Origin of the sequence: Pseudoduganella sp. RAF19, from assembly GCF_052114165.1 — a bacterium.
Lineage (GTDB): Bacteria > Pseudomonadota > Gammaproteobacteria > Burkholderiales > Burkholderiaceae_D > Rugamonas.
Genome location: NZ_JBFREF010000003.1, coordinates 639,038 through 663,490 on the forward strand (window position 1 = coordinate 639,038; position 24,453 = coordinate 663,490).

The 24,453-nt window shown below is 60.3% G+C and carries 19 protein-coding genes and 1 riboswitch; of the genes, 11 read left to right on the forward strand and 8 right to left on the reverse strand.

Features of this window, described 5'->3' with window-relative positions; genetic code table 11:
- Positions 1-9: 9 nt before the first annotated feature.
- The 3 genes from AB4Z19_RS10800 (at position 10) to AB4Z19_RS10810 (ending at position 3,176) form a co-directional block, all read left to right on the forward strand.
- Positions 10-1,473: a catalase gene (locus AB4Z19_RS10800; protein WP_442023055.1), complete on the forward strand. Its 1,464-nt coding sequence runs from the start codon at positions 10-12 to the stop codon at positions 1,471-1,473.
- A 111-nt stretch (positions 1,474-1,584) separates the two neighbouring features.
- Positions 1,585-2,709, forward strand: coding sequence for a M14 family metallopeptidase (locus AB4Z19_RS10805; RefSeq protein WP_442035239.1), 1,125 nt, complete (start codon positions 1,585-1,587; stop codon positions 2,707-2,709).
- A 2-nt stretch (positions 2,710-2,711) separates the two neighbouring features.
- Positions 2,712-3,176, forward strand: coding sequence for a CYTH domain-containing protein (locus AB4Z19_RS10810; RefSeq protein WP_442023053.1), 465 nt, complete (start codon positions 2,712-2,714; stop codon positions 3,174-3,176).
- Here the strand turns inward: AB4Z19_RS10810 and AB4Z19_RS10815 are convergent.
- The 6 genes from AB4Z19_RS10815 to AB4Z19_RS10840 all read right to left on the reverse strand — a co-directional run bounded on the left by AB4Z19_RS10815 (position 3,166) and on the right by AB4Z19_RS10840 (position 12,123).
- The gene (locus tag AB4Z19_RS10815) at positions 3,166-4,950 is read right to left on the reverse strand and encodes a S8 family serine peptidase (protein ID WP_442023052.1); all 1,785 of its coding nucleotides are present in this window, start codon (positions 4,948-4,950) and stop codon (positions 3,166-3,168) included. The two genes, AB4Z19_RS10810 and AB4Z19_RS10815, sit on opposite strands and share 11 nt — an antisense overlap.
- A 107-nt stretch (positions 4,951-5,057) precedes the next feature.
- Positions 5,058-5,145: riboswitch (cyclic di-GMP riboswitch) on the reverse strand.
- Between the two features lie 212 nt (positions 5,146-5,357).
- Positions 5,358-6,629, reverse strand: coding sequence for a DUF2863 family protein (locus AB4Z19_RS10820; protein WP_442023051.1), 1,272 nt, complete (start codon positions 6,627-6,629; stop codon positions 5,358-5,360).
- A gap of 173 nt (positions 6,630-6,802) precedes the next feature.
- Positions 6,803-9,511, reverse strand: a complete 2,709-nt coding sequence (acnA, locus tag AB4Z19_RS10825; protein WP_442035240.1) for an aconitate hydratase AcnA — start codon at positions 9,509-9,511, stop codon at positions 6,803-6,805.
- A 39-nt stretch (positions 9,512-9,550) separates the two neighbouring features.
- Entirely contained in the window at positions 9,551-10,033 is a 483-nt protein-coding gene (locus AB4Z19_RS10830; RefSeq protein WP_442035241.1) for a hypothetical protein, read from the reverse strand.
- Positions 10,034-10,035: 2 nt separating this feature from the next.
- Entirely contained in the window at positions 10,036-11,040 is a 1,005-nt protein-coding gene (locus AB4Z19_RS10835) for an HpcH/HpaI aldolase/citrate lyase family protein (RefSeq protein ID WP_442028995.1), read from the reverse strand.
- 93 nt (positions 11,041-11,133) lie between these two features.
- Positions 11,134-12,123, reverse strand: coding sequence for a malate dehydrogenase (locus AB4Z19_RS10840; protein ID WP_442035242.1), 990 nt, complete (start codon positions 12,121-12,123; stop codon positions 11,134-11,136).
- 291 nt (positions 12,124-12,414) lie between these two features.
- On the opposite strand from AB4Z19_RS10840, the gene AB4Z19_RS10845 reads away from it, so the two are divergent.
- The 7 genes from AB4Z19_RS10845 (at position 12,415) to gltA (ending at position 18,342) form a co-directional block, all read left to right on the forward strand.
- Positions 12,415-13,212, forward strand: coding sequence for a GntR family transcriptional regulator (locus AB4Z19_RS10845; RefSeq protein ID WP_442035243.1), 798 nt, complete (start codon positions 12,415-12,417; stop codon positions 13,210-13,212).
- A gap of 157 nt (positions 13,213-13,369) precedes the next feature.
- Positions 13,370-13,792, forward strand: a complete 423-nt coding sequence (gene sdhC / locus AB4Z19_RS10850) for a succinate dehydrogenase, cytochrome b556 subunit (RefSeq protein WP_442028615.1) — start codon at positions 13,370-13,372, stop codon at positions 13,790-13,792.
- Positions 13,793-14,164 carry a succinate dehydrogenase, hydrophobic membrane anchor protein gene (gene sdhD, locus AB4Z19_RS10855; protein WP_442028617.1) on the forward strand — a complete coding sequence of 124 codons (372 nt, stop codon included), beginning with the start codon at positions 13,793-13,795 and terminating at the stop codon, positions 14,162-14,164.
- A gap of 2 nt (positions 14,165-14,166) precedes the next feature.
- Positions 14,167-15,945, forward strand: coding sequence for a succinate dehydrogenase flavoprotein subunit (gene sdhA, locus AB4Z19_RS10860; RefSeq protein ID WP_442035244.1), 1,779 nt, complete (start codon positions 14,167-14,169; stop codon positions 15,943-15,945).
- 13 nt (positions 15,946-15,958) lie between these two features.
- On the forward strand, positions 15,959-16,669 hold the full coding sequence (locus AB4Z19_RS10865) for a succinate dehydrogenase iron-sulfur subunit (RefSeq protein ID WP_442030139.1): 711 nt from the start codon (positions 15,959-15,961) through the stop codon (positions 16,667-16,669).
- Positions 16,670-16,681: 12 nt separating this feature from the next.
- Positions 16,682-16,963, forward strand: coding sequence for an FAD assembly factor SdhE (locus tag AB4Z19_RS10870; protein ID WP_442030137.1), 282 nt, complete (start codon positions 16,682-16,684; stop codon positions 16,961-16,963).
- A gap of 74 nt (positions 16,964-17,037) precedes the next feature.
- The gene (gltA, locus tag AB4Z19_RS10875) at positions 17,038-18,342 is read left to right on the forward strand and encodes a citrate synthase (protein ID WP_442035245.1); all 1,305 of its coding nucleotides are present in this window, start codon (positions 17,038-17,040) and stop codon (positions 18,340-18,342) included.
- A 46-nt stretch (positions 18,343-18,388) separates the two neighbouring features.
- Here gltA and AB4Z19_RS10880 read toward each other — a convergent pair whose 3' ends face one another.
- Together AB4Z19_RS10880 and AB4Z19_RS10885 are read right to left on the reverse strand one after the other, a co-directional pair.
- The gene (locus AB4Z19_RS10880; RefSeq protein WP_442026986.1) at positions 18,389-18,697 is read right to left on the reverse strand and encodes a hypothetical protein; all 309 of its coding nucleotides are present in this window, start codon (positions 18,695-18,697) and stop codon (positions 18,389-18,391) included.
- A 186-nt stretch (positions 18,698-18,883) separates the two neighbouring features.
- Positions 18,884-20,926: a putative bifunctional diguanylate cyclase/phosphodiesterase gene (locus AB4Z19_RS10885; protein WP_442026984.1), complete on the reverse strand. Its 2,043-nt coding sequence runs from the start codon at positions 20,924-20,926 to the stop codon at positions 18,884-18,886.
- 165 nt (positions 20,927-21,091) lie between these two features.
- Between AB4Z19_RS10885 and AB4Z19_RS10890 the strand changes: the two genes are divergently transcribed.
- Complete coding sequence (locus AB4Z19_RS10890) at positions 21,092-24,406, forward strand: S41 family peptidase (protein WP_442035246.1); 3,315 nt, start codon at positions 21,092-21,094, stop codon at positions 24,404-24,406.
- The last annotated feature ends 47 nt before the right edge of the window (positions 24,407-24,453 follow it).

A 24,453-nucleotide genomic window follows, 5' to 3' on the forward strand; every position in this document is an offset into this window, starting at 1 on the left:
GCAAGCACAATGAGCCAACCGCCTATCACCACCGCATCCGGCATTCCCGTCGCCGACAACCAGAATTCCCTGACTGCCGGCCCGCGCGGCCCGGTGCTGCTGCAGGACTTCCACCTGATCGAGAAACTGCAGCACTTCAATCGCGAACGCATCCCTGAGCGCGTGGTACACGCCAAAGGTTCGGGCGCTTATGGCACGTTCACCGTCACCCACGACATCACCAGATACACCAAGGCCAGGCTGTTCGCGCAGATTGGCAAGCAGACCGAAACCTTCCTGCGCTTCTCCACTGTGGGCGGCGAAAAGGGCAGTGCGGACACGGAACGCGATCCGCGCGGCTTTGCCGTCCGTTTCTATACCGAAGAGGGTAATTGGGACCTGGTTGGCAACAATACGCCGATGTTCTTCATCAAGGACGGCATCAAGTTCCCCGATTTCATTCACACTCAGAAGCGCGATCCGCAGACCAATCTGAAGTCGCCAACCGCGATGTTCGACTTTTGGAGCCGTTCGCCGGAAAGCCTGCACCAGGTCACCATGCTGTTCTCGGACCGTGGCACCCCGGACGGTTATCGCCACATGGACGGTTTCGGCAGCCACACCTTTAGCCTGATCAACGACGCCGGTGAGCGCGTCTACGTGAAATGGCATTTCAAGACGCAGCAGGGCATCAGGAACCTGGCGGCAGCCGATGCGGTGCGCCTGGCGGGTGAAGATCCCGATTACGCGCAGCGCGACCTGTTCAACGCCATCGCCAGCGGCCAGTTCCCGCGCTGGGATGTGAAGCTGCAGGTGGCGACCGAGCAGCAACTGGCGGACTGGGAAGCCCGCACTGGCTGGAATCCCTTCGACCTGACCAAGGTGTGGCCGCATGCCGATTTCCCGCTGATTCCGGTGGGCGTGCTGGAACTGAACCGCAATCCGGTCAATTACCACGCTGAGGTGGAGCAGGCGGCGCTATCGCCGTCGAACGTGGTGCCGGGCATGGGCTATTCGCCGGATAAGATGCTGCAGGCGCGCCTGTTTGCTTACCACGATGCGCAGCTGTACCGCGTAGGCACCAACCACCAGCATCTGCCGGTGAATGCGCCACGCTGCCCCTTCCACAACCAGCAGCGCGACGGCGCGATGGCGATTGCCAATGGCGGCGCGGCGCAGAATTACGCGGCGGTGGAAGCTGCCGGTGTGAATCCGCACGGCATGGGCAATGGCGAGGGGCCACTGGGCTTGAGTGGTGCGGCGGGCCGTTACGATGGGCGTGGCAAGGAAGATGATTACACCCAGGCCGGTAATCTCTTCCGTCTGATGCCTGAGCAGGAGAAGCTCAACCTGTTCGCCAATCTGGCAGGTCCGATGAGTCAGGTCAGCGATGAGATTATTCAGCGGCAGCTGGAGCATTTCGACAAGGCCGATCCGGCTTATGGCGCCGGCGTGCGCGCGGCCTTGAAGGCGCGCGGCCGCAACATCGCTTAAAACCCACGGCGTAACCCTGGTGGCAGCCACATCGTGGCTGCCACCTGCTTCTGCCGTGGGTTGTACAATGACGGAAATCCGATCAACCCAGATCATCTGAACGGGACCGTAATGACCATCAAGATCAGCCAGAATTTCGACTCCGGCGCCATCGAAGTGCTGCGCGCTGACAGCGCAGCCAACATCGAACTGAACCTCCGCAAAGACTCGCACGCAGACATCCACCAGTGGTTCCACTTCCGCCTGCAGGGCGCGCGCGGCGAGGCCGTGACGATGCGCTTCCTGAACGCGGGCCAGGCGACCTACGCCAAGGGTTTCGAGGACTACCACGCCGCAGCGAGCTATGACGGTGAAAACTGGTTCCGTGTGCCGACGTCCTTCGACGGCCAGGTCATGACCATCAAGCACACCCCGCACAACGACAGCGTCTACTACGCCTACTTCGAGCCGTATTCGTGGGAGCGCCACCTGCGCCTGCTGGGCGAAGTGGCCGAGAATCCGGTCGCCCGCGTGCTGGATATCGGCTCCACCGTCGATGGCCGTGACATGAACCTGGTCGTGATCGGCGAGCCGGAAGCGGAAAAGAAAATCTGGTTCATCGCGCGCCAGCACCCTGGCGAGTCGATGGCCGAATGGTTCATCGAAGGCCTGATCGACTGCCTGCTGGACGATGCCAACCCGATCGCACGCAAGCTGCTGCAGCGCTGCTGCTTCTACATCGTGCCGAACATGAATCCGGACGGCTCCGTGCGCGGCAACCTGCGCACCAACGCATCCGGCGCGAACCTGAACCGTGAGTGGATGACCCCATCGCTGGAGCGTTCGCCTGAAGTGCTGTGCGTGAAGCAGAAAATTCACGAAACCGGCGTGGACATGTTCTTCGACATCCACGGCGACGAAGCGCTGCCTTACAACTTCGTGGCCGGTAACGAGATGCTGGAGAACTTCACAGCCGAACAGATGGCGCGCCAGAAGAACTTCATCGAGCGCTACAAGCAGTCCAGCCCGGACTTCCAGGACAAATACGGCTACGCGCCGTCCAAGTACAAGGAAGACATGCTGACGCTGGCGTCCAAGTACATCGGCCACCACTTCAAGGTGCTGTCGCTGACGCTGGAAATGCCGTTCAAGGATAACGCCGACCTGCCGGTGCCGACCGTGGGCTGGAACGGTTCGCGCAGTGCGGCGCTGGGTGCGGCCATCCTGCAGCCTATCCTGCTGTCGCTGGACGAGTAAACATGGGCGTCGAGATCGAACGCAAATTCCTCGTGACGAACGAGGACTGGAAGCAGCAGGGCGAGCCTGTGCTGCTGCGCCAGGGCTATCTGTCCTCCAACGCGGAGCGCACCGTGCGCGTTCGCATCGAAGGCGATAAGGCGGTCTTGACGATCAAAACTAAAAACGTCGGCGCCAGCCGCGGCGAGTGGGAGTATCCGCTGCCGATGGCCGACGCCGTCGAGTTTCTCGACAATGTGTGCGAGAAACCCATCATTGAAAAATACCGCCGCAAGATTCCTTTCGGCGGCTTCACCTGGGAAGTCGATGAATTCCTGGGCGTGAATGCCGGGCTGGTCATTGCCGAGATCGAACTCCCCAGCGAAAACCAGCGTTTCGACAAGCCTGATTGGGCAGGCGAGGATGTGACTCATGATCCCCGCTACTACAACTCCTGCCTGATCAAGCAGCCTTACACTACTTGGTAACAGCGCGGTAGTACAAGGTGCTGTTGCCGGCTGCGTCACGCGCGCTGGCGTACAGGCTGTGGCTACCGGCGGCGATGCTGGTTGTGTTCCAGGTGTAGGACATGGTACTGCCCGAACCGTTTGCCACTTTCACACCATCGATGTACAGCGCCAGGGTCAGACCTGCCGGGCCGCTGTTGTCGGAGGCATCGATCTTCACGTTGACCAGGCCAGTCACTTTGCCCGCCACCGGATTGCTGATGGTGACCACCGGCTTGATGGTGTCCTTCACCGGAGCCGCAACCACGTTGGCCACGTTCACCGAGACTGGCGCGGACGATGCCACATTGCCTGCCGCGTCGTAGGCGACCGCGATCAGCGAGGCCATGCCGTTCACTACACCTTTGGAATCCCAGGAGAAGGCGAAAGGCGCTGCGCTGTCGGTGGCAACCACGGTGTTGTTCACCTTCAGTTCAACGCGCGACACGCCGACGTTGTCAGCCGCGTTCACGTTGATAGCAACGGTGCCGAACACGGTGCTGCTGGCGGCTGGCGAAGCAATTGCCACGGTCGGCGCGGTGGTGTCCTTCGGAGTGGACGCTGCAATCGCGGCATCCACCGCAGCGGCGGCATTCACGCGGCCGTAACCGTAGTAGATGTCGCGGCCTGGCGTGCCCAGATCGACAGCGGTGGAATACATCAGGCTTTCGATCTTGGCCGGGTCCAGCGATGGATTGGCCGACATCATCAGCGCTGCCACACCGGCTGCCACCGGGCTGGCGAAAGACGTGCCGTTCCAGCCGCCGTAGCCGCCGCCCGCTACGGTGGTGTAGATGCTCGAACCTGGCGCGGACAGTGAAACGAAGCTGCCGTAGCTGGAGAAGCTGGAGCGGCTGTCGGTGCTGTCGGTGGCCGACACGGCGATCATGGTGGTGGTCGGCGTGAAGCCTTCATCGCGGTTGCTGTTACCGGCCGAGACGAACAGCAGGCCGCCCTTGCTCTTCAGGTATTGTGCGGCGCTCTGCACAGCGGCGCTGGCGGGAACGCTGGCGTAGCTGATGTTCACCACGCGCGCGCCATGGTCGGCCGCATAGGTCACGGCGCTGGCCATGGTCGAGTAGTAGGCGTAGCAGGAGTTGGTGGCGGCGTCCTTGTAGGCGATACGGATCGGCATGATCTTCGCGTTACCGGCCACGCCAGCGACGCCCGCGCCATTGTTCATGGCCGCGGCAGCGGTGCCGGCGACCGCGGTGCCGTGGCCGCACACGTCGCTGGTGTCGGCGTTATTGCTGTACACGTTCCAGCCGGGGACGATGTGCGGCGCCAGGTCGGGGTGGGTGCTGTCCACGCCGCTGTCCAGAATGGCAATGGTGACGCCTGCGCCCTGGGCTTTATCCCAGGCAGTGTTGGCGCCGATTTTGCTGATATGCCATTCGCTGCCCAGGTAAGGGTCATTGGTGACCGCGCTCAGCTTCACGCGGCGGTCCACTTCCACGTACTTGAAGTTCGGGTTCTTGCGCAGTTCAGCCACGACCGACTTTTCATTGCCGTTGCCGGGCAGGTCGACGATGTGGATATTACTTTGACCCATCTTGCGGCGCTTGCCGCCGTGCGGGCGCAGGGCTTCGTCAAAATTGGCCGTACTCAGGCCTTCGCGCGGTTCGACCAGGATGCGGCCGCGCGCATATTCGCCTTCAGGCGCGTCGTCCGTTGCGTTGTGGGCAGCATAGGCTGCGGGAATCATGGCGGCCATGGCCGCGGTCATTGCGAGGAGGGAAATGCTGTGCTTCTTCATTGGGTAGTTAAGTCCAGTTTTCAAAAAATTACCGAAAAGCGGACTGCCCGCCGGTCGGGCGACCGGTGTGAAGAGCTCACCACCGGGATGGGCCCGGGGTTGACGAGTCTGGCAGTCCTGCCGTCGCAGAGGGCCTTGGCCTCTTGACCGTTGACTTTGCGTCCCGCGCTCACACGCGGTTTGCTTTTTACAGATTTATTGAAACGCGATGGTAACGAACTCGGCGACCTGCCGCAAACGAATTCTCAATCGTGCGCGCGGGTGTTGCGGATGTGTCTGGACGGGGTTGAAACTAGATGGCAGAAGGCTAAATGGTGCGAAATAGGCGCGAATTAGGCAAGAAATAGGCGAGAAATAGGGAGGGACCCCATCTAGCTTTGGCTAAATAGGGTCCGGCCCCATTGCGGTCAGTGGAAGTGCTCGGTGCCGGTGGGGGCGTCTTCCGGCATCTCGGCGTGGACCAGTTCGCCGGAGGGATCGGCAAACAGGGGAGCGCCGCAGTCGTCGCAGTACTCAGCGACGTATTTTTCGCCCAGCTTCTTCACCTGCGAAACGCCAGCCTCGTTCAGGTGCTCGATGATTTCTTCCACCGGCGTACGCGGCTTCAGCATGGCGGTCAGGTGGCCGGCGGTAATCGGGCCTTCCGGCGGCGTGCCTTCTTCGTCTTCCTGGCCATACAGCGGCCACACCACGCCGTAGATCACGTCGCTGTCGCTGCGGCGGGTGAACGCCACGCGGTATTCGTCGATCTGGCCGTCCGGCGCGGATTCGTCGCCGAAGCCCGCAATCACCGCGCGCAGTTCGTTTGGCTCGCAGGACAGCGAATGCGTCAGATAATGCACCGCAGCGCGGATCGAGACGGGACGAATCAGCTTGTCCGCCTCGCGGCAGGCCATGTAGTACGCTTCCGGCAACAGCAGCTCGATGCCGCAGCCCGGCAGCAGGCGTGCAACGGTCGGCTCGGCCTGGGTCTTCCAGGCTTCCAGCGCATTCTTGCGCTCTTCGCCCGGATTCATGCCCGCCGCCTGCATCTGCCAGCGGAACAGGGGAGCGCCATGTTGCGCTACCACCGCCACCATCAGGTAGCGTGTATCGGCCAGGAAGGGCGCGGTTTCCGGCGTCTTGGTTTCCGACTTCACGGCCACGCCCTTCAGCGCGGACTGGCCCAGCTTGTGCGTCTTCGAATAGGCTTCCGCGTGGGTGCGCGGCAGCTGGTCGATCGAATACAAAGTAGACGACATCGCCATATGCGTGCCATCCGCCAGCAGGTGAGCGGAGAAGTGGGCCGACAGCGTGTTCAGAATCTCGCCCGGAATCTGGCCGGATGCGATGGAAAAGCGCGTCCAGGCCAGGACCGGCGCGGCCACGAGCAGCACATCGTACTCGCGCGATTCACCGTCCACTTCCACCACGATGGTGTCGGACTCGCTTACCGCTTCCACGCTATCCATGAGGACGTCGTAAGCGTTCAAATCCACGCTGAACAGGGAGTTCAGGGCGGCATCAATGGTGTCCTGATGGCCGGTGCGCAGCAGCTTGTGCAGCTGCGTGTCCAGCGTTCGCTCCCAGTTACGCTCTTCAATCCGGGAGGCTGCCTGGCCCACGGCTTGGGCTAGGTTCAGAAGGCGCTGGCTGTCGGCGGACAATTTCTGGGTTGAATCTTTGGATGGTCGACGCATAGCGCTTTTGCTCAGTGTAAAAAGGAAACCTTGTCACATATATTGTAGTGGATTCGGCAAGAAAGGGCGCCCAAAAACAAAAACGCCGGCGAGCCGGCGTTTTATTCAGAACCAGAGGCGGGAACCTGGTGGCTGCCACATCGTGGCAGCCACCTGTTTTACGCCGTAGGTTTTTAAGCAGCCAGCAGCTGGCGCAGAACGAACGGCAGGATGCCGCCGTGCTTGTAGTAGTCTACTTCGATCGGGGTATCGATACGCAGCAGCACTTGCACTTCCTGCTTGGAGCCGTCGGCGCGGTGGATCACCAGGGTAGCCTGTTGCTGTGGCTTGATTTCGCCTTCCAGACCCTTCAGGTCATACACTTCCTTGCCGGTGATGTTCAGCGACTCGACGGAATCGTTGCCGATGAACTGCAGTGGCAGCACGCCCATGCCCACCAGGTTGGAGCGGTGGATACGCTCGAAGGAACGGCAGATCACAGCCTTCACGCCCAGCAGCTGGGTGCCCTTGGCTGCCCAGTCACGGGAAGAGCCGGTACCGTATTCTTCGCCGCCGAAGATCATGGTCGGGGTGCCCGCGTCGATGTACTTCATCGCTGCGTCGTAGATCGACAATTGTTCGCCGGAAGGCTGGTGCAGGGTGATGCCGCCTTCAACCGCGGAACCGTCGGCCTTCGGAGGGATCATCTTGTTCTTGATACGCACGTTGGCGAAGGTGCCGCGCATCATGATCTCGTGGTTGCCGCGGCGCGAGCCGTAGGAGTTGAAGTCGGCCTTCATCACGCCGTTTTCCTTCAGCCACTTGCCTGCCGGGCCGTCTTCCTTGATGGAGCCGGCTGGCGAGATGTGGTCGGTGGTGATGGAGTCGCCGAACACGCCCAGTGCACGGGCGCCGGTGATGCCGGCTTCCGCTGCCTTCGGCTTCATCTCGAAGCCGTCGAAGAATGGCGGCTCAGCGATGTAGGTCGAATCAGGCCAGTTGTAGACCTGGCCTTCGGTGGAGGACACGGCTTCCCACAGCTTGCCAGGAGCGCCCTTCACGTCGGCGTAGTTTTCCTTGAAGACTTTGGAGTTCATCGCGAACTTCATCAGCTTCTGGATCTCGGCGGAGGTCGGCCAGATGTCGCCCAGGTAGACGTCCTTGCCATCCTTGCCCTGGCCGACCGGTTCGGTCATCAGGTCGCGGGTCACGTTGCCGGCGATCGCGTAAGCGACGACCAGCGGTGGCGATGCCAGGAAGTTGGAGCGGATGTTCGGGTGAATACGCGCTTCGAAGTTACGGTTACCGGACAGCACGGCGGCAGCCACGATATCGTTGCCGGTGATGGTGGCGTTCAGTTCCGGGGTCAGGTCGCCGGCGTTACCGATGCAGGTGGTGCAACCGTAAGCGGTCACGCCGAAGCCCAGTTTTTCCAGGTATGGCAGCAGGCCGGCAGCGGTCAGGTACTCGGTCACAACGCGCGAGCCAGGCGCCAGCGAGGTCTTGATGTGCGGAGCGACGTTCAGGCCGGCTTCCACGGCTTTCTTGGCCAGCAGGCCGGCAGCCAGCAGCACGCTCGGGTTGGAGGTGTTGGTGCAGGAGGTGATGGCAGCGATCAGCACGTCGCCGTTCTTCACGTTCACGCCATTGCTGGTGGTGTAGGTCTTGGTCAGCTCGTCGGCCTTCTTGTTGAAGCCATTGTCCGAAGTCGGCTTGGAGAACAGGGAGGTGAAGGTGGACTTCACGTTGCCGATTTCGATACGGTCTTGCGGACGCTTAGGACCAGCCAGCGAAGGCGTCACGGTGGACAGGTCCAGGTGCAGTTCGCGGGTGAAGTCGATGTCGCCTTTCTTCGGCACGCCGTACATGCCCTGTGCCTTGAAGTAGGACTGGAAGGCGGCGATTTCGTCCTTGGTGCGGCCGGTGCCTTCGAAGTATTCGATGGTCTTGTCGTCGACCGGGAAGAAGCCCATGGTCGCGCCGTATTCCGGCGCCATGTTGGCGATGGTTGCGCGGTCGGTCACGGTCAGCGACTCGGTGCCTTCGCCGAAGAACTCGACGAACTTGCCAACCACTTTTTCCTTGCGCAGCATTTCGGTGATGGTCAGCACCAGGTCGGTCGCGGTGCAGCCTTCGCGCAGGTGGCCGGTCAGGTTCACGCCGATCACGTCCGGGGTCAGGAAGTACACAGGCTGGCCCAGCATGCCGGCTTCCGCCTCGATGCCGCCCACGCCCCAGCCCACCACGCCGATACCGTTGATCATGGTGGTGTGGGAGTCGGTACCCACCAGCGAGTCAGGGTAGTACACGGACGATGCATTGTGCACGCCGCGTGCCAGGTATTCCAGGTTCACCTGGTGCACGATACCGAAGCCTGGAGGCACCACGCCGAAGGTGTCGAAGGCTTGCATGCCCCACTTCATGAACTGGTAGCGCTCGTTGTTGCGCGAGAATTCCAGCTTCATGTTCAGGTCCAGCGCCTTCGGCTCGCGGAAGTGGTCGATGGTCACGGAGTGGTCGACCACCAGGTCAACCGGCACCAGCGGCTCGATCTTCTTCGGGTTCACGCCCATCTTGGAGGCCACGTTACGCATGGCAGCCAGGTCGGCCAGCAGCGGAACGCCGGTGAAGTCCTGCAGTACAACGCGGGCTACGACGAACGGGATCTCGTCGGTGCGGGCCGCGGTGGCGCCCCAGTTAGCCAGCTGCTTCACGTGCTCTTCGGTGACTTTCTTACCGTCGCAGTTACGCAGCACCGATTCCAGCACCACGCGGATCGATACCGGCAGGCGGGAGATTTTGGCGCCCAATGCCTTTTCCAGCGCGGGCAGGGAATAGAACTGACCCTTTTTGCTGCCAGAAATAGGGAAATCCTTGAGCGTATTCAGTGTGTTGCGGGACATGACCTCTCCTTCAGGTGGGTATCGTCTGTTATTAATAAATCAAAGACCGAGTTTTTGCTCGGACGTCTTGCATTCATTCGCCAGTTGGCGGTTCGCTTTCGAATCGAGCAGCATGCCCTTGGCAGGGATGCCGATCCAGATCAGGCCATACAGCTTGTTCTCGAAACGCTGGGCGCCGGTGGTGGTGGCCACGCGCGTCAGGCGGTGCAGCTTCTGCTTCCAGCGGATCGCGATGTGTTCGAGATCGGTGGCGTTTTCGTAGATCGTGATCTTGTTGCCCAGTTCGCAGGCGTAATCGGTCACGCTGGACTCTGCGACGTTGGGTTCTTTGGCGTCTTCGCTGGCTTCTGCGGACGCCGGCGCTTCATCCGCCTTGTCAGCCTTCTCGGCCTTCTTCGGCTTGGCGGCCTTTTTCTTGGCGGTGGCGGTGTGCTTGACGGGTTTGTCGTCGGCATGCGCCAGCGGAGTGAGAGCCATCGAGGCGCAGGCAGCGCAGGCGAGAATGAATTTGGTGATCGACATGCTTAATTGTCTCCGGGAGTTACTTGACCATCGCCCAGCAGGGCGGCTACGTTGTCCGGCAGCGGCAGGCCTGCGAGCTTGGCGCGCTGTAGAACCGTCCAATAATATCGGTAGCTTGCGCGGTCGTGCAAGCGTCCGTGCTGGGAGATCGGGCCCCACTGTACCTTCTCTGCTTCATGCAGGATGGCGGCCGCTTCGTTGACTTCGGAGACGCGCGGCGTGAAGGCCTTGATGACCGGCTTGATCTGGTTCGGGTGGATCGACCACATGCGGGTGTAGCCGAATTCGGCGGCCGCGCGCTGGGCGTCGGTGGCCACCACGGCCGAATCCTTGATTTCGGTCGTCACGTTATGCGAAGGCACCTTGCCGTGCGCGTGGCAGGCGGCAGCGATTTCCAGCTTGGCGCGCACCACCAGCGGATGCGTGAACTGGCCCGGCGTGCGCATCGCGCTGCCCGGCACGGCGCCGTAGTGGGCCGAAACGAAGTCCATGATGCCGAATGACAGGCACTCGACCTGGGGCAGGGCGGCGATATCGTGCACGTCGCGCAGGGCGCCGTGGGTTTCGATCAGCACGTGCACCGGCAGTGGCGTGGTGCGGCCGGACTTGGCGGCGTATTTGTTGACGATATCGATGCCGCGCACCACTTCCTGTACGCTTTCCGGCTTGGGCAGGACGATATAGGCCAGCTTGTGGCCCGCTTCGGTGCAGATGATCTCGACGTCGCGCTCGAAGTGCGGGCTGCTGATGTCGTGGACACGGGCGCCGATGCGGTTGTGCACATTGGCTTCGTCCAGCAGCAGCAGGGCGACCAGCTTGGCGTGGGACTCTTCGTTGCCGGCGGCGGCGCCGTCCTCGCAATCGAAGGTGATGTCGAACAGGGGACCAAGCTCTTGTTGCAGGGCCATGGATTTGCGCATCAGCTTCTCGCTGCCGGCGTAGTGATCGCAGGCGGGAAGCAGGAGCGGCTGGCGTGTGCCCTGGAATAAAACCTCGGATGGATGCATGGATGCGGTAGAAACAGCCGCCGCGCTGCTCTCGGCAGCGCGGCGGGTACGGCGGATCGGTGGTTTAACCGGTTCCACTGTGTTTAAAACAAATTACGGCAGCAGGTGCTTCACGCCTTCACGCTCTTCGGTCAGCTCCTTCAGCGTGAGATTGATGCGCTCTTGCGAGAATGCGTCGATTTCCAGGCCCTGGACGATCTTGTATTCGCCGTTTTCGGTGGTCACCGGGAAGCCGAACATGATGCCTTCAGGGATGCCGTAGGAACCGTCGGAAGGAACACCCATGGTGGTCCACTTGCCGTTGGTGCCCAGTACCCAGTCACGCACGTGGTCGATCGCTGCGTTCGCTGCGGAAGCTGCCGAGGACAGGCCGCGCGCTTCGATGATCGCTGCGCCGCGCTTGCCGACGGTTGGCAGGAAGGTGTTGGCGTTCCATTCCTGGTCGTTGATCATTTCCTTGACGGACTTGCCGTTCACGGTGGCGAAGCGGTAGTCGGCGTACATGGTTGGGGAGTGGTTGCCCCAGACGGTCAGCTTTTCGATGTCTTTCACCTGGGTGCCGGTCTTGGCAGCCACTTGCGACAGGGCGCGGTTGTGGTCCAGGCGCAGCATGGCGGTGAAGTTCTTGGCCAGCAGGGATGGCGCCGACTTCATTGCGATGTAAGCGTTGGTGTTGGCTGGATTGCCCACCACCAGCACCTTCACGTTGCGCGAAGCGACGGCGTCCAGCGCCTTGCCCTGCACGGTGAAGATCTGTGCGTTCGCTTCCAGCAGGTCCTTACGCTCCATGCCTGGGCCACGTGGACGCGCGCCGACCAGCAGGGCCACGTCGGCGTCCTTGAAGGCGGTCATCGGGTCGGAGTGGGCGGTCATGCCGGCCAGCAGAGGGAAAGCGCAGTCGTCGATTTCCATCATCACGCCTTTCAGCGCTTTCTGAGCTTTTTCGTCCGGGATTTCGAGCAGTTGCAGGATGACTGGCTGGTCTTTGCCCAGCATGTCGCCGTTGGCGATGCGGAACAGCAGGGAATAGCCGATCTGGCCGGCGGCGCCGGTAACGGCAACACGCATTGGGGTTTTAGCCATGATGAATCTCCAAAGTGGAATAGAAAACGGTCCGAAGCACGTAATGATACCGCATCAACGTGGTTGAAATGGCACGCTGAACGAACTATGCTCATCCTGGCTCTGTAAATGGGGACGTAACAGATTTAGGGCCTGCAAATGCGCTACGTCCCCATTTACAGAGCCAGCATCGACGGGGAGTTTAGGCCGGTATTTGCTCACTGTCAATCATATCTTATGTCTTATATAAGACAGATAAGTTGTGAGGTTTTTTCTGGACGCACGTGCCCTTTTGTGGTGAAATCGTGGTCTATGAACCCCGTCCCGCCCAATCAGAACAACACAGGCGCAAGTTCGCCGGCGACACCAAACACTGGTGGCGCGGCGGGTCCATCTCCTACTTTTTCTCCCCTTTACCAGCAAATCAAGGCCCTGATTACCCAGAGCCTGCAGTCCGGCGAATGGAAGCCGGGCGAGCTGATTCCCAGCGAAGTCGAGCTGGCCGGCCGCTACAAGGTCAGCCAGGGCACGGTGCGCAAGGCGATCGACGAACTGGCGGCGGAGAACCTGGTGTCGCGCAAACAGGGCAAGGGCACTTTCGTGGCCACCCACCACGAGGAGCGTGCGCATTACCGCTTCCTGCGCCTGATGCCCGACGAGGGCGTGCCGCACTACCCGGAGAGCAAATTCATTGAGGTCAAGCGGCTGCGAGCGCCCGCCGATGTGGCGCGCCTGCTCGATCTCAAGTCCGGCGATTCCGTGGTCTACATCAAGCGTGTGCAGTCCTTCGACGGCATGCCGACCATCGTCGAGGAGCTGTGGCTGCCCGGTCTGATCTTCAAAGGCCTGACCGCGGAACGGCTGAACGAATACAAAGGCCCGATGTACGGGCTGTTTGAGAGTGAATTCGGCACGCGCATGATCCGCGCGGCCGAAAAGATCCGCGCCGTCTGCGCGGAAGAGGGCGATGCTGCACTGCTCAAAGTAGCGGCCGGCACGCCGCTGCTATGCGCCGAGCGCGTGTCCTTCACCTATGGCGACAAGCCGGTGGAGCTGCGCCGCGGCCTCTATCTGACGGAGCGTCATCACTACCAAAACGATTTGAGTTGAGGCGGGGTTGTAGAGGCGATAACAAAAACGCCGCGCCGCAATAAAATTTTGGTTATATGTAAGAATACATATTGGTTCATGGGGCGAAAATCGGCGAAAATCACATTCTCGCCAAGTTTGGCAAATAATTAGCAACAAAGTACAAGGAGGTTTTGTTATGTCTGAAGCCGTGCGGGAAGCACCGAAAAAAGAACGGCCAGAGTTCCGTAATATCCACGTCACGGACCTCATGGGCTACCGCTTGCCGTGGGCCGGCAAGATATCCATCTTGCACCGCATCAGTGGCGGCTTGCTGTTCCTGCTGCTGCCGGTCGTGCTCTACCTGTTGGAACAAAGCCTCCGCTCTGAATACTCCTTCGCTCACTTCCAGGAAATCGCGTCGACCCCGATCGTGAAGCTGATCTTCCTGGCGCTGGTCTGGGGCTACACCCAGCACTTCTGCGCGGGCATCCGCCACCTGATCATGGATACCCACACCCTGGCCGACAAGGAATCCGCGCAAAAGACCGCGGTTACCGGGATTGTGATTACCGTCATCGTGACCGTGCTGGTCGCCCTGAAACTGTTCGGAGTGTTCTAAATGTCTATCAATAACAATGGCATCGGCCCGAAGCGCAAGGTTGTCGGCGCCCACTACGGCCTGAAAGACTGGCTGGCACAGCGCGTGACCGGCGTTCTGATGGTGGTCTACACGGCCATCCTGCTGTTCTGCATTTTCACTGCCTCGAATTATTCCTATGAAGGCTGGGCCGGCCTGTTCGCCCAACAGTGGTTCAAGCTGTTTACCCTGGTGACCTTCGCCGGCCTGTTCTATCACGCCTGGGTTGGTATCCGTAACATCTGGATGGACTATGTCAAGCCAGTTGGTGTTCGCCTGGCCCTGCAAATCATCACCATCGGCTGGCTGATCGCTTGCGCCGTATGGTCGGTACAGATCCTCTGGAGTGTTTAATCGTGGCAGCTATCAAATCTGCAATCCCATCCCGCCGCTTTGATGCGGTGATCGTTGGCGCCGGCGGTTCCGGCATGCGCGCCTCCCTGCAACTGGCGGAAGCCGGCCTGAATGTGGCCGTGCTGTCCAAGGTCTTCCCGACCCGCTCCCACACCGTGGCAGCGCAGGGTGGTATCGGCGCATCGCTGGGCAATATGGCCGAAGACAACTGGTACTGGCATATGTTTGACACCGTCAAAGGTGGCGACTATCTGGGCGACCAGGATGCGATCGAATTCATGTGCCGCGAAGCACCGAAGGTCGTGTATGAACTCGAACACTTCGGCATGCCTTTCGACCGTAACCCGGACGGCACCATCTACCAGCGTCCGTTCGGCGGCCACACCGCGAACTTCGGCGAGAAGGCCGTGCAGCGCGCTTGCGCCGCGGCTGACCGTACCGGCCACGCACTGCTGCACACCCTGTACCAGCGCAACGTGCGCGCCCGCACCCACTTCTTCGTGGAGTGGATGGCACTGGACCTGATCCGCGACGCTGAAGGCGACGTGGTCGGCGTGGTGGCCCTGGAAATGGAAACCGGCGAATGCATGATCCTGGAAGCGAAGACCACCATCTTCGCCACCGGTGGCGCAGGCCGTATCTTCGCAGCGTCGACCAACGCCTTCATCAACACCGGCGACGGCATGGGCATGGCGGCACGCGCCGGCCTGCCGCTGCAGGACATGGAATTCTGGCAGTTCCACCCGACCGGCGTGTCCGGCGCGGGCGTGCTGATCACCGAAGGCGTGCGCGGCGAAGGCGGCATCCTGATCAACTCGAACGGTGAACGCTTCATGGAGCGCTACGCTCCGACCCTGAAAGACCTGGCGCCGCGCGACTTCGTGTCCCGCTCCATGGACCAGGAAATCAAGGAAGGCCGCGGCTGCGGTCCGAACAAGGACCACGTTCTGCTGGACCTGCGCCACATCGGCTCGGACACCATCAAGAAGCGCCTGCCGTCGATTCTGGAAATCGGCCACAAGTTCGCCAACGTCGACGCGACCAAGGAACCAATTCCTGTCGTGCCGACCATCCACTACCAGATGGGCGGTATCCCGACCAATATCCACGGTCAGGTTGTTGTGCCAACCGGCGACGGCAGCCAGAAGGTCGTCAACGGCCTGTACGCGATCGGCGAGTGCGCTTGCGTTTCCGTACACGGCGCTAACCGCCTGGGCACCAACTCCCTGCTGGACCTGGTCGTGTTCGGCCGCGCAGCAGGCAACCACGTGGTCAAGACCCACCTGGAAGAGAAGGAAAACAAGCCGCTGCCGAAGGATGCAGCCGACTTCGCGATGAACCGCCTGAACAAGCTGGAAACCTCCACCGGCGGCGAGCGCGTACAGAACGTGGCCAACGATATCCGCGCCGCGATGCAGAAATACTGCGGTGTGTTCCGTACCGACGACATGCTGCAGCAGGGCTACGCTGAAATCATGAAGCTGGACGAGCGCCGCAAGCACGTCTCCTTCCAGGACAAGTCCAAGGTGTTCAACACCGCCCGCGTGGAAGCGCTGGAACTGGACAACCTGATCGAGACCGCCAAAGCGACGATCACCTCCGCAGCAGCACGCAAGGAATCGCGTGGCGCCCACGCCCACAACGATTACCCGCATCGCGACGACGACAACTGGATGAAGCACACCCTGTGGTTCTCGGAAGGCAACCGCCTGGAATACAAGGCAGTTCAAACCAAGCCGCTGACGGTTGACACCTTCAAACCGAAACCACGTACTTTCTAAGGGCCAGAAGAACATGCCACGCACTCTCAAACTCAAGATTTACCGTTACGATCCGGACAAGGATGCCAAGCCGTACATGCAAGACGTGACCGTCGAGCTGAAGGACACCGACAAGATGCTGCTGGACGCCCTGCAGCGCATCAAGTCCGACGTTGACGATTCCCTGGCCCTGCGCCGCTCCTGCCGTGAAGGCGTGTGCGGTTCGGACGCCATGAACATCAACGGCAAGAACGGCCTGGCCTGCACCACCAACCTGAACGAGCTGAGCGAGCCTATCGTGCTGCGCCCTCTGCCAGGCCTGCCGGTGATCCGCGACCTGATCGTCGACATGACGCAGTTCTTCAAGCAGTACGATTCGATCAAGCCGTTCCTGATCAACGACTCGATCCCGCCGGAGAAAGAGCGCCTGCAATCGCCTGCCGAACGTGAAGAGCTGGATGGCCTGTACGAGTGCATCCTGTGCGCTTGCTGCTCGACCTCCTGCCCATCGTTCTGGTGGAACCCGGACAAGTTCGTCGGCCCGGCCGGCCTGCTGCAAGCCTACCGCTTCATCGCCGACTCGCGCGACGAAGCCACCGGCCAGCGTCTGGATAACCTGGAAGACCCATATCGTCTGTTCCGCTGCCACTCCATCATGAACTGCGTGGACGTGTGCCCGAAAGGCCTGAACCCGAACAAGGCCATCGGCAAGATCAAGGAACTGATGGTTCGCCGCGCAATCTGATTTTTTAGATTTATGGCTGAACTGGAAAAACGTGCGCATCAGGCCGACCCGTCGAACCGCGCGCGCCTTCGCTGGCGCGCCCGACGGGGCCTGCTGGAAAACGACATCATCCTGACGCGTTTTCTGGATGCGCACGAAACGGAATTGACTGACGAAGAAGTGGACGCACTCACGCGGCTCCTCGATTTGTCGGACAATGCGCTGATGGATCTGGTGCTGGCCCGCAAGGAGCCGGAAGGCGAGATCGATCTGCCGCATGTGCACGCACTGCTGCAACGCCTGCGCAAGGCCTGATCATTGTTTGATGGCCTGGCGCCGCCAGAGTAAGTTTTTTATTAAGCCGCATCTCTCCAAGAAGGAAGAGTCCTATGAACATTTCTGATACCAAAGCAACCCTGTCGTTCTCGGATGGCAGCCCATCCGTTGACATGCCGATCTACAAGGGCACCGTTGGTCCGGACGTCATCGACATCCGCAAACTGTACGGCGCTACCGGCAAGTTCACCTATGACCCGGGCTTCATGTCGACCGCGTCCTGCAATTCCACCATCACCTACATCGACGGTGACAAGGGCGAACTGCAATACCGCGGCTACCCGATCGAGCAACTGGCAGTGAACGCCGACTTCATGGAATCCTGCTACCTGCTGCTGAACGGCGAACTGCCGAACGCAGCGCAGAAGAAAGAGTTCGTAGATACCGTGACCAAGCACACGATGGTTCACGAGCAGATGCAGTTCTTCTTCCGTGGCTTCCGCCGCGACGCGCACCCGATGTCCGTGCTGGTTGGCACCGTCGGCGCGCTGGCATCGTTCTACCACGACTCGCTGGACATCAACGATGCCAAGCAGCGTGAAATCTCCGCGATCCGCCTGATCGCCAAGATGCCGACCCTGGTCGCCATGGCGTACAAGTATTCGATCGGCCAGCCGTTCATGTACCCACGCAACGACCTGTCGTACTCCGCGAACTTCATGCGCATGATGTTCGGTAACCCATGCGAAGAGTACAAGGTCAACGACGTGCTGGTGCGCGCTCTGGACCGCATCCTGATCCTGCACGCAGACCACGAGCAGAACGCTTCCACCTCGACCGTGCGTCTGGCTGGCTCCTCGGGCGCCAACCCGTTCGCCTGTATCGCTGCCGGTATTGCTTGCCTGTGGGGCCCTGCCCACGGCGGCGCCAACGAAGCGGCACTGAACATGCTGAAAGAAATCGGCACCGTTGAGAATATCCCTGCCTTCATCGCTCAGGTGAAAGACAAGAATTCCGGCGTCAAGCTGATGGGCTTCGGTCACCGCGTGTACAAGAACTTCGACCCGCGTGCGAAACTGATGCGCGAAACCTGCTACGAAGTGCTGAACGAACTGGGCCTGCAGGACGACCCACTGTTCAAGCTGGCCATGGAACTGGAAAAGATTGCACTGAACGACGAATACTTCGTTTCCCGCAAGCTGTATCCAAACGTGGACTTCTACTCGGGTATCGTTCAATCGGCCCTGGGTATTCCAGTTTCCCTGTTCACCGGTATTTTCGCAATGGCCCGTACCATTGGCTGGATCGCCCAGTGGAACGAAATGATTGCCGACCCAGAACAGAAAATCGGCCGTCCACGCCAGCTGTTCGTCGGTTCCACCGTTCGCGACGTACCACCACTGAAAGACCGCAAATAATCATTTGCCGCTTCAGTAAAAAAGCCAACCTGCGGGTTGGCTTTTTTTATATCACGTGCGCCATTCGCGCTAATATTCCCGCATTCATCATCATATTGGCAATCACCACGCCAACAATCCAGCGCAAGCTGCGATTATGTTCTTCCCTCATCAAATCGATCGCATGATTGAACTCCGTGCGTAGCTGATTAATCTCGTGATGAAACTCTGTGCGCAGCTGATTAATACTGAGTGTAAATTCATTGCGCAATGGATCTATATCGCGTTTGCGTTCTTCGCGAATCGCCGCTATTTCCTGATGAATTGCCATAAGCGTCGCATTGATGGCGGTCAACGCTTTATCGTTGTTTTCCACGGCTACCTCAAGCTTGGTAATTCTGTTCTCATAAGTTTCCAACCCGTCGTTTATGGCGCACCCCCGATGAGATAGTTCAGGCACTGTAGCCCACGCGATGGGCGGCGGTGTTGAGCTAGGACAGGTAGGGCAGTGAAAAGTTCAATGAGCTGTTTTATGGTGCGAACGTGCCAGATATTGGCATATTCAGAGAGCGGTGAGCCATTTTTCCAGGTCGGGCCGGGGCAGTGGGCGGGAGATGAAATTGCCCTGCATGCTGCTGCAGCCGTGCGCGGCGAGGAAGTCGTGCTGCGCTTTATTTTCGACGCAGGTAGCGACCACTTTGAAGTTCAGGTTATGCCCGATATCGAGCATGGTCTTGGCCAAAGCCGCGCTGCGTCCGATATTGCGAATTGGCCCGAAACTCATTTTCAGTCGCCGTACCTGCATCGCACCCAGGCAAGCGATATTTGATGCGCCGGCACCGAATTCATCAATATTCAGGCCAATGCCGAGTTTGTGCACGCCATGTGCCAGCCGTTGCGCCCGTTCCGGATTATTCATCAGCTGCGATTCCTTCAGCTCAATTTCCAATCGTTCCGGATTCAAGCCATAGTGTTTCACGCGTCGGGCAATATGCGGCAAATAATCGCGCTGACTGAATTCGCGATTCGAGGAATTAAAGGAAATGGGCACCTCGTCGAATCCTAAATAGGCCAAACGGCCCAGCGTTTCACAAACGTCTTCCAATACGCGCCGTCCAATAGGAATGATCAAGCCATTTTCTTCGGCATCGGGTAAAAAATCGCCGGGTAATAATTCTCCGTGCTCGGGATGGCGCCACCGCAATAAAGCTTCCAATCCCTGCAATTTACCGGTCGAAACACAGACATGCGGCTGATAAAGCAGATAAATATCTTCGCCATTTACCGCGTCGCGTAAAGCCGATTCCATTTTCTGGCGCGCCTCGGAGCTGGATGCCATATCCGGCGAATAAAAATGCACCGCTCCCGGACCGGCGCCTTTGCCGGTATACATGGCCGCATCGGCCGCCTTCAGCAGCGTAGAAAAACTATCGCCATCCTGCGGATAAACCGCCACGCCCATGCTTGCGCCCACGGACAAATCCCGCCCATCAATATGCAAGTCCTCCCCCAAAGCCTGGCGCACGCGCTCGATCATGCGCAAGGTGAAGCGCAGCGATGGTTGCTCCGCCAATACCAGCACGAACTCATCTCCGCCCAGCCGGGCCACCGTATCCGTGTCGCGGACCGCTTCGCGCAGGCGCAGGGCGATTTGCTTCAGCACCTGGTCGCCCGCGTCATGGCCCATGGTGTCGTTGATTTCCTTGAATTTGTTCAGATCGAGCAGGGCGACCGCCACATGCCCGCCCGTGCGATGCGCGGAGTGGACGGCATGTTCCAGCCGGTCGCGTAGCAGAGTCCGGTTCGCCACGCCGGTCAGCGCATCGTGCGTCACCTGATGCTCCAGTTGGGAGGTGCGTTCCTTCAGCGCTGTAATATCCTCGATAATGCCGATGAAATGCGTCACACGCCCGCCGCCGTCGCCCACCGGGGTCACCGACAGCTGATTCCAGAACACCTGGCCATCCTTGCGCCGGTTGCGGAATACCACCGAGCAGGGGCGATGCGCCATCAGCGCATCATGCAGGGCCGCGCGCTGCGGATCGTCCAGGCCCGGCGCGGCCATCAGCCGCGAATCGAGGCCCAGCACCTCGTCCGCGTTATAGCCGGTAATCCGCTCGAAGGCCGGGTTGACATATTCGATCGGATTGTTGTCGCCATCGCAACGGGTAATTACCACGCCATTGCTGGCCGCATGCAGCGCCCGTTCGCGCAGCTCCAGCGCTTCCTGCTGGCGGTAGCGCGGACCGAGGTCGACGCCCATGCCGCACAGATAATCCTGGCCGCTGGTGCGCAGCCGGGTACCAAATAAGAGGTAGGGGAGGTCACGTCCGTCGAAGCGCAGCCGCGCTTCCAGCTGCACTTGCTCCTGCTGCTGGAATACAGTGCAGAAAGCTTCCGCGACCTTGGGACGGTCGGCCGGTTCCACCAGGTCCAGCATATGGACAGTGCGCAGCTGCGCCGCGCTGAGGCCCGTGGCGAATTCCAGCCGCTTATTCCAGAGAATGAAGTGTCCCGCCTCATCAAGCACGTAAAACGTACTGGCGAGCAGATTCATGATGTCCATGAGCGGGACAGCGCCGACCCGAGCCTGGTCTGTGTCCATATTTTCCCCGACATTGTTTATGTTATTGTTGTTGCCGGCGAAATAACGATGGGCGGATGCCGGCTGTCCTGGCCCACTTATTTGCAAGTAGCTAGTTTAGCTAATTTGGCGTTGAGTGCCGCGCGTTTGGGGCCGCTCCGCGCCGCTTATTTGAAGGAGGCGTGCTTGTTCTTTACCCGCGTTTTCTGCACCATTCTCGCTCTGCTGCCTATGGCGGCGTGGGCAATTCCCAATACTGTCGATACCCGCCTTTTGTCCGAGCCCGCGATCTCGGGCGATCACATTGCATTTATCTATGGTGGTGACTTGTGGCTCGCTAACCACGACGGCGGCGGCGTGCGACGACTGACGTCTGACATCGGCGAAAAGTCCAATCCCGTGTTTTCGCCGGACGGCAAGCTGATTGCCTACAGCGCTCAGGTGGATGGCAATACCGATGTGTATGTGCTGCCGGTCAGCGGCGGCATCCCGCAGCGCCTGACCTGGCATCCCGGCGCGGACCTGGTGCAAGCCTTCACGCCCGATTCGCGCCATGTGATGTTCACGTCGCCCCGAGCGGCCTTTAACAACCGCTATCGCCAGCTATACACGGTGCCCGTTTCCGGCGGCGTGGAGACGCAGCTGGAGATCCCCAACGCAGCGCGCGCCGCCTATTCGCCGGACGGCAAGCGCATCGCCTACAACCCGACTTCGCCGGCCTTCCTGCAATGGAAGCGCTATCGTGGCGGTCTGAATTCCGTGCTCTGGCTGTTCAATGGCGCGGACCGCTCGGTTGAGAAAATTCCGCAGCCCGAAACGCGCGTCAACGATGTCGATCCGATGTGGATCGGCGACAAGGTCTACTTCCGCTCCGACCGCGTGGGCGAGTTCAATCTGTGGGTGTACGACACGCGCACGAAAGCGGTCAGCCAGGTGACACGGCACGTGGACTTCCCCGTGCTGAATGCGGCGGCCTACGGCAATCACATCGTCTACGAACAGGCGGGCTATCTGCATATGCTCGATCTCGACAACGGCGGCGACAAGCGCCTCGTGATTGGCGTGAGCGCAGATCTTGGCCTGTCGCGCGAGCGCTGGGTGCGCGGCGCTAAGTACATCCGAGATTCCTCGCTGTCGCCATCGGGTGCGCGCGTGGCGTTTGAATTCCGCGGCGATATCCTCACGCTGCCCGCAGATAAAGGCGATGTGCGCCATTTGACCCAGTCGCCCGCTGTGCACGAGCGCGGTCCGGCATGGTCGCCCGATGGACGCCAGGTCGCTTACTTCTCCGACGAGTCGGGGGAGTATGCGCTGCATGTGCGCCAGCAGGATGGCAAGGGCGAAGTCCGCAAGTACAAGCTGCAGGGTGCAGGTTTCTATGAACGCGCGTCCTGGTCGCCGGACTGCAAGAAGATCGCATACATCGACAACAGCTGGTCGCTGTACGTGATCGATCTCGCAAGCGGCGCGATCAAGAAGATCGCTACGGAACCGATCTACGGCGTGAACAAATCGCTGTATGCAGCCTGGGCGCCGGATTCGCGCTGGATCGCTTACACGCTCAACTCCCTCACTTACACGCGTACCGCTTATATCTATGCGCTGGACGAGAACAAATCGTATGCCGTGACCGATGGCTTGTCCGATGTCGCCAGTCCCGTATTCGATAAGAACGGCAAATATCTCTATTACTTCGCTTCGACCGATGCGGGACCGAGCAACAACTGGTTCTCTCTGGAGAATGAGGACAACCGCGTTACGCGCACGATCTGGATGACGGTACTGCGCAAGGACTTGCCTTCGCCGCTGATCAAGGAAAGCGATGAAGAGAAGGGCGCGCCGAAGGAACCGCCGCCGCCAGAGAAGGAAGCGGCAGCGGACAAGAAGGAAGCGCCAAAAGACGAGAAGCCGCCGGTCGATCCGGTCACTGGCCGCGACGATCCAAAAGTGAAGCTGAAGGTCGTGGCGCCAATCCGTATCGACTTCGATGGCATCTCGACCCGCATGGTCGACCTGCCGCTGCCAGCGTCGCAGTATTTTGATTTGCAGGCCGGTGCGGAAGGCCAGATCTTCTTCCTGCGCGAAAGCGATGGCAAGAAACAGGTGCAGCGCTTTGATCTGAAAGAGCGCAAGGCTGAAACCCTGGTCGCGGAAGCGGACGATTTCGAAGTCAGTGCGGACGGCAAGAAGCTGCTGCATCGCCTGAAGGAAAACTGGGCAATGGGCTCGGCCACCGGCAAACTGCTGTCGCCGAGCGAAGGCAAGCTGCGCATCGATGCGCTGGAGGTCAAAGCCAATCCGCGCGCCGAGTGGACGCAGATTTATAACGAAGCCTGGCGTATCAATCGCGATTACTTCTACGATCCGCATATGCACGGCGTGGATTGGGCGAAGATGCGCGACAAGTATGCCGTCTTCCTGCCTGATCTGGCTTCGCGTGCGGATCTGAACCGCGTGATCCAGTGGCTGTGCAGCGAGCTGTCGGTCGGCCATCATCGCGGCGGGGGAGGGGATAACTTTGTCGATGCGCGCCCCGTGCCCGGCGGCCTGCTGGGTGCGGATTACGAGATCGCTAATGGCCACTACCGCTTCCGCAAAATCTACGGTGGCCTGAACTGGAATCCTACTTTGCGCGCACCGCTGACGGAGCCGGGCCTGAACGTGAAGGCAGGGGAGTACCTGCTGGCGGTGGAAGGCCGTCCGCTGGCGCCGCCGACCAATCTGTATAGCGCTTTCGAGAATAGTGCCAACCGCGCCATCGACATCACGGTCGGTGCGAACGCAGATGGCAAGGGCTCGCGCACCATTACCGTGGTGCCGGTCGCCAGCGAGGATGCGCTGCGCAACCGCGACTGGGTGGAGGGGAATATCCGCAAGGTCAACGAGGCGACCAATGGACGCGTGGCTTATGTGTATGTGCCAAATACTGCGACGTTGGGTCATACCTACTTCAAGCGCTACTTCTTCCCGCAGTCATATAAGGATGCGGTGATTATCGACGAGCGCTTCAACGGCGGTGGCAGCCTGGCCGATTACTACATCGATATTCTGCAAAAGCAGGAGATTGCGTGGTGGGCGATGCGCTATGGTGCGGATATGAAGACGCCGTCCGCGTCGATTCAGGGGCCACGCGCGATGCTGATCGATGAAACGGCGGGCTCCGGAGGTGATCTGCTGCCGTGGATGTTCCACAAAAATAAGCTTGGCCCGTTGATCGGCAAGCGCACCTGGGGCGGGCTGGTGGGTATTCTCGGCTTCCCGGTCCTGCTGGACGGTGGCGTCATCACCGCGCCGAACCTGGCGTTCTGGACACGCGACGGCGGCTGGGGCATCGAAAACGTCGGCGTGCCGCCCGATATCGAAGTCGAGCAGACGCCGGCCGACGTCATCGCCGGTCACGATCCGCAGCTGGAGAAGGCCATCGAAGTGATCAAGGCCGAGCTGACGAAAACCCCGCCATCCCGGCCTCCGCGCCCGGCTTATCCGGACAAGAGCAAATAAAACCAGAGGCGTAACCCTGGTGGCAGCCACGATGTGGCTGCCACCTG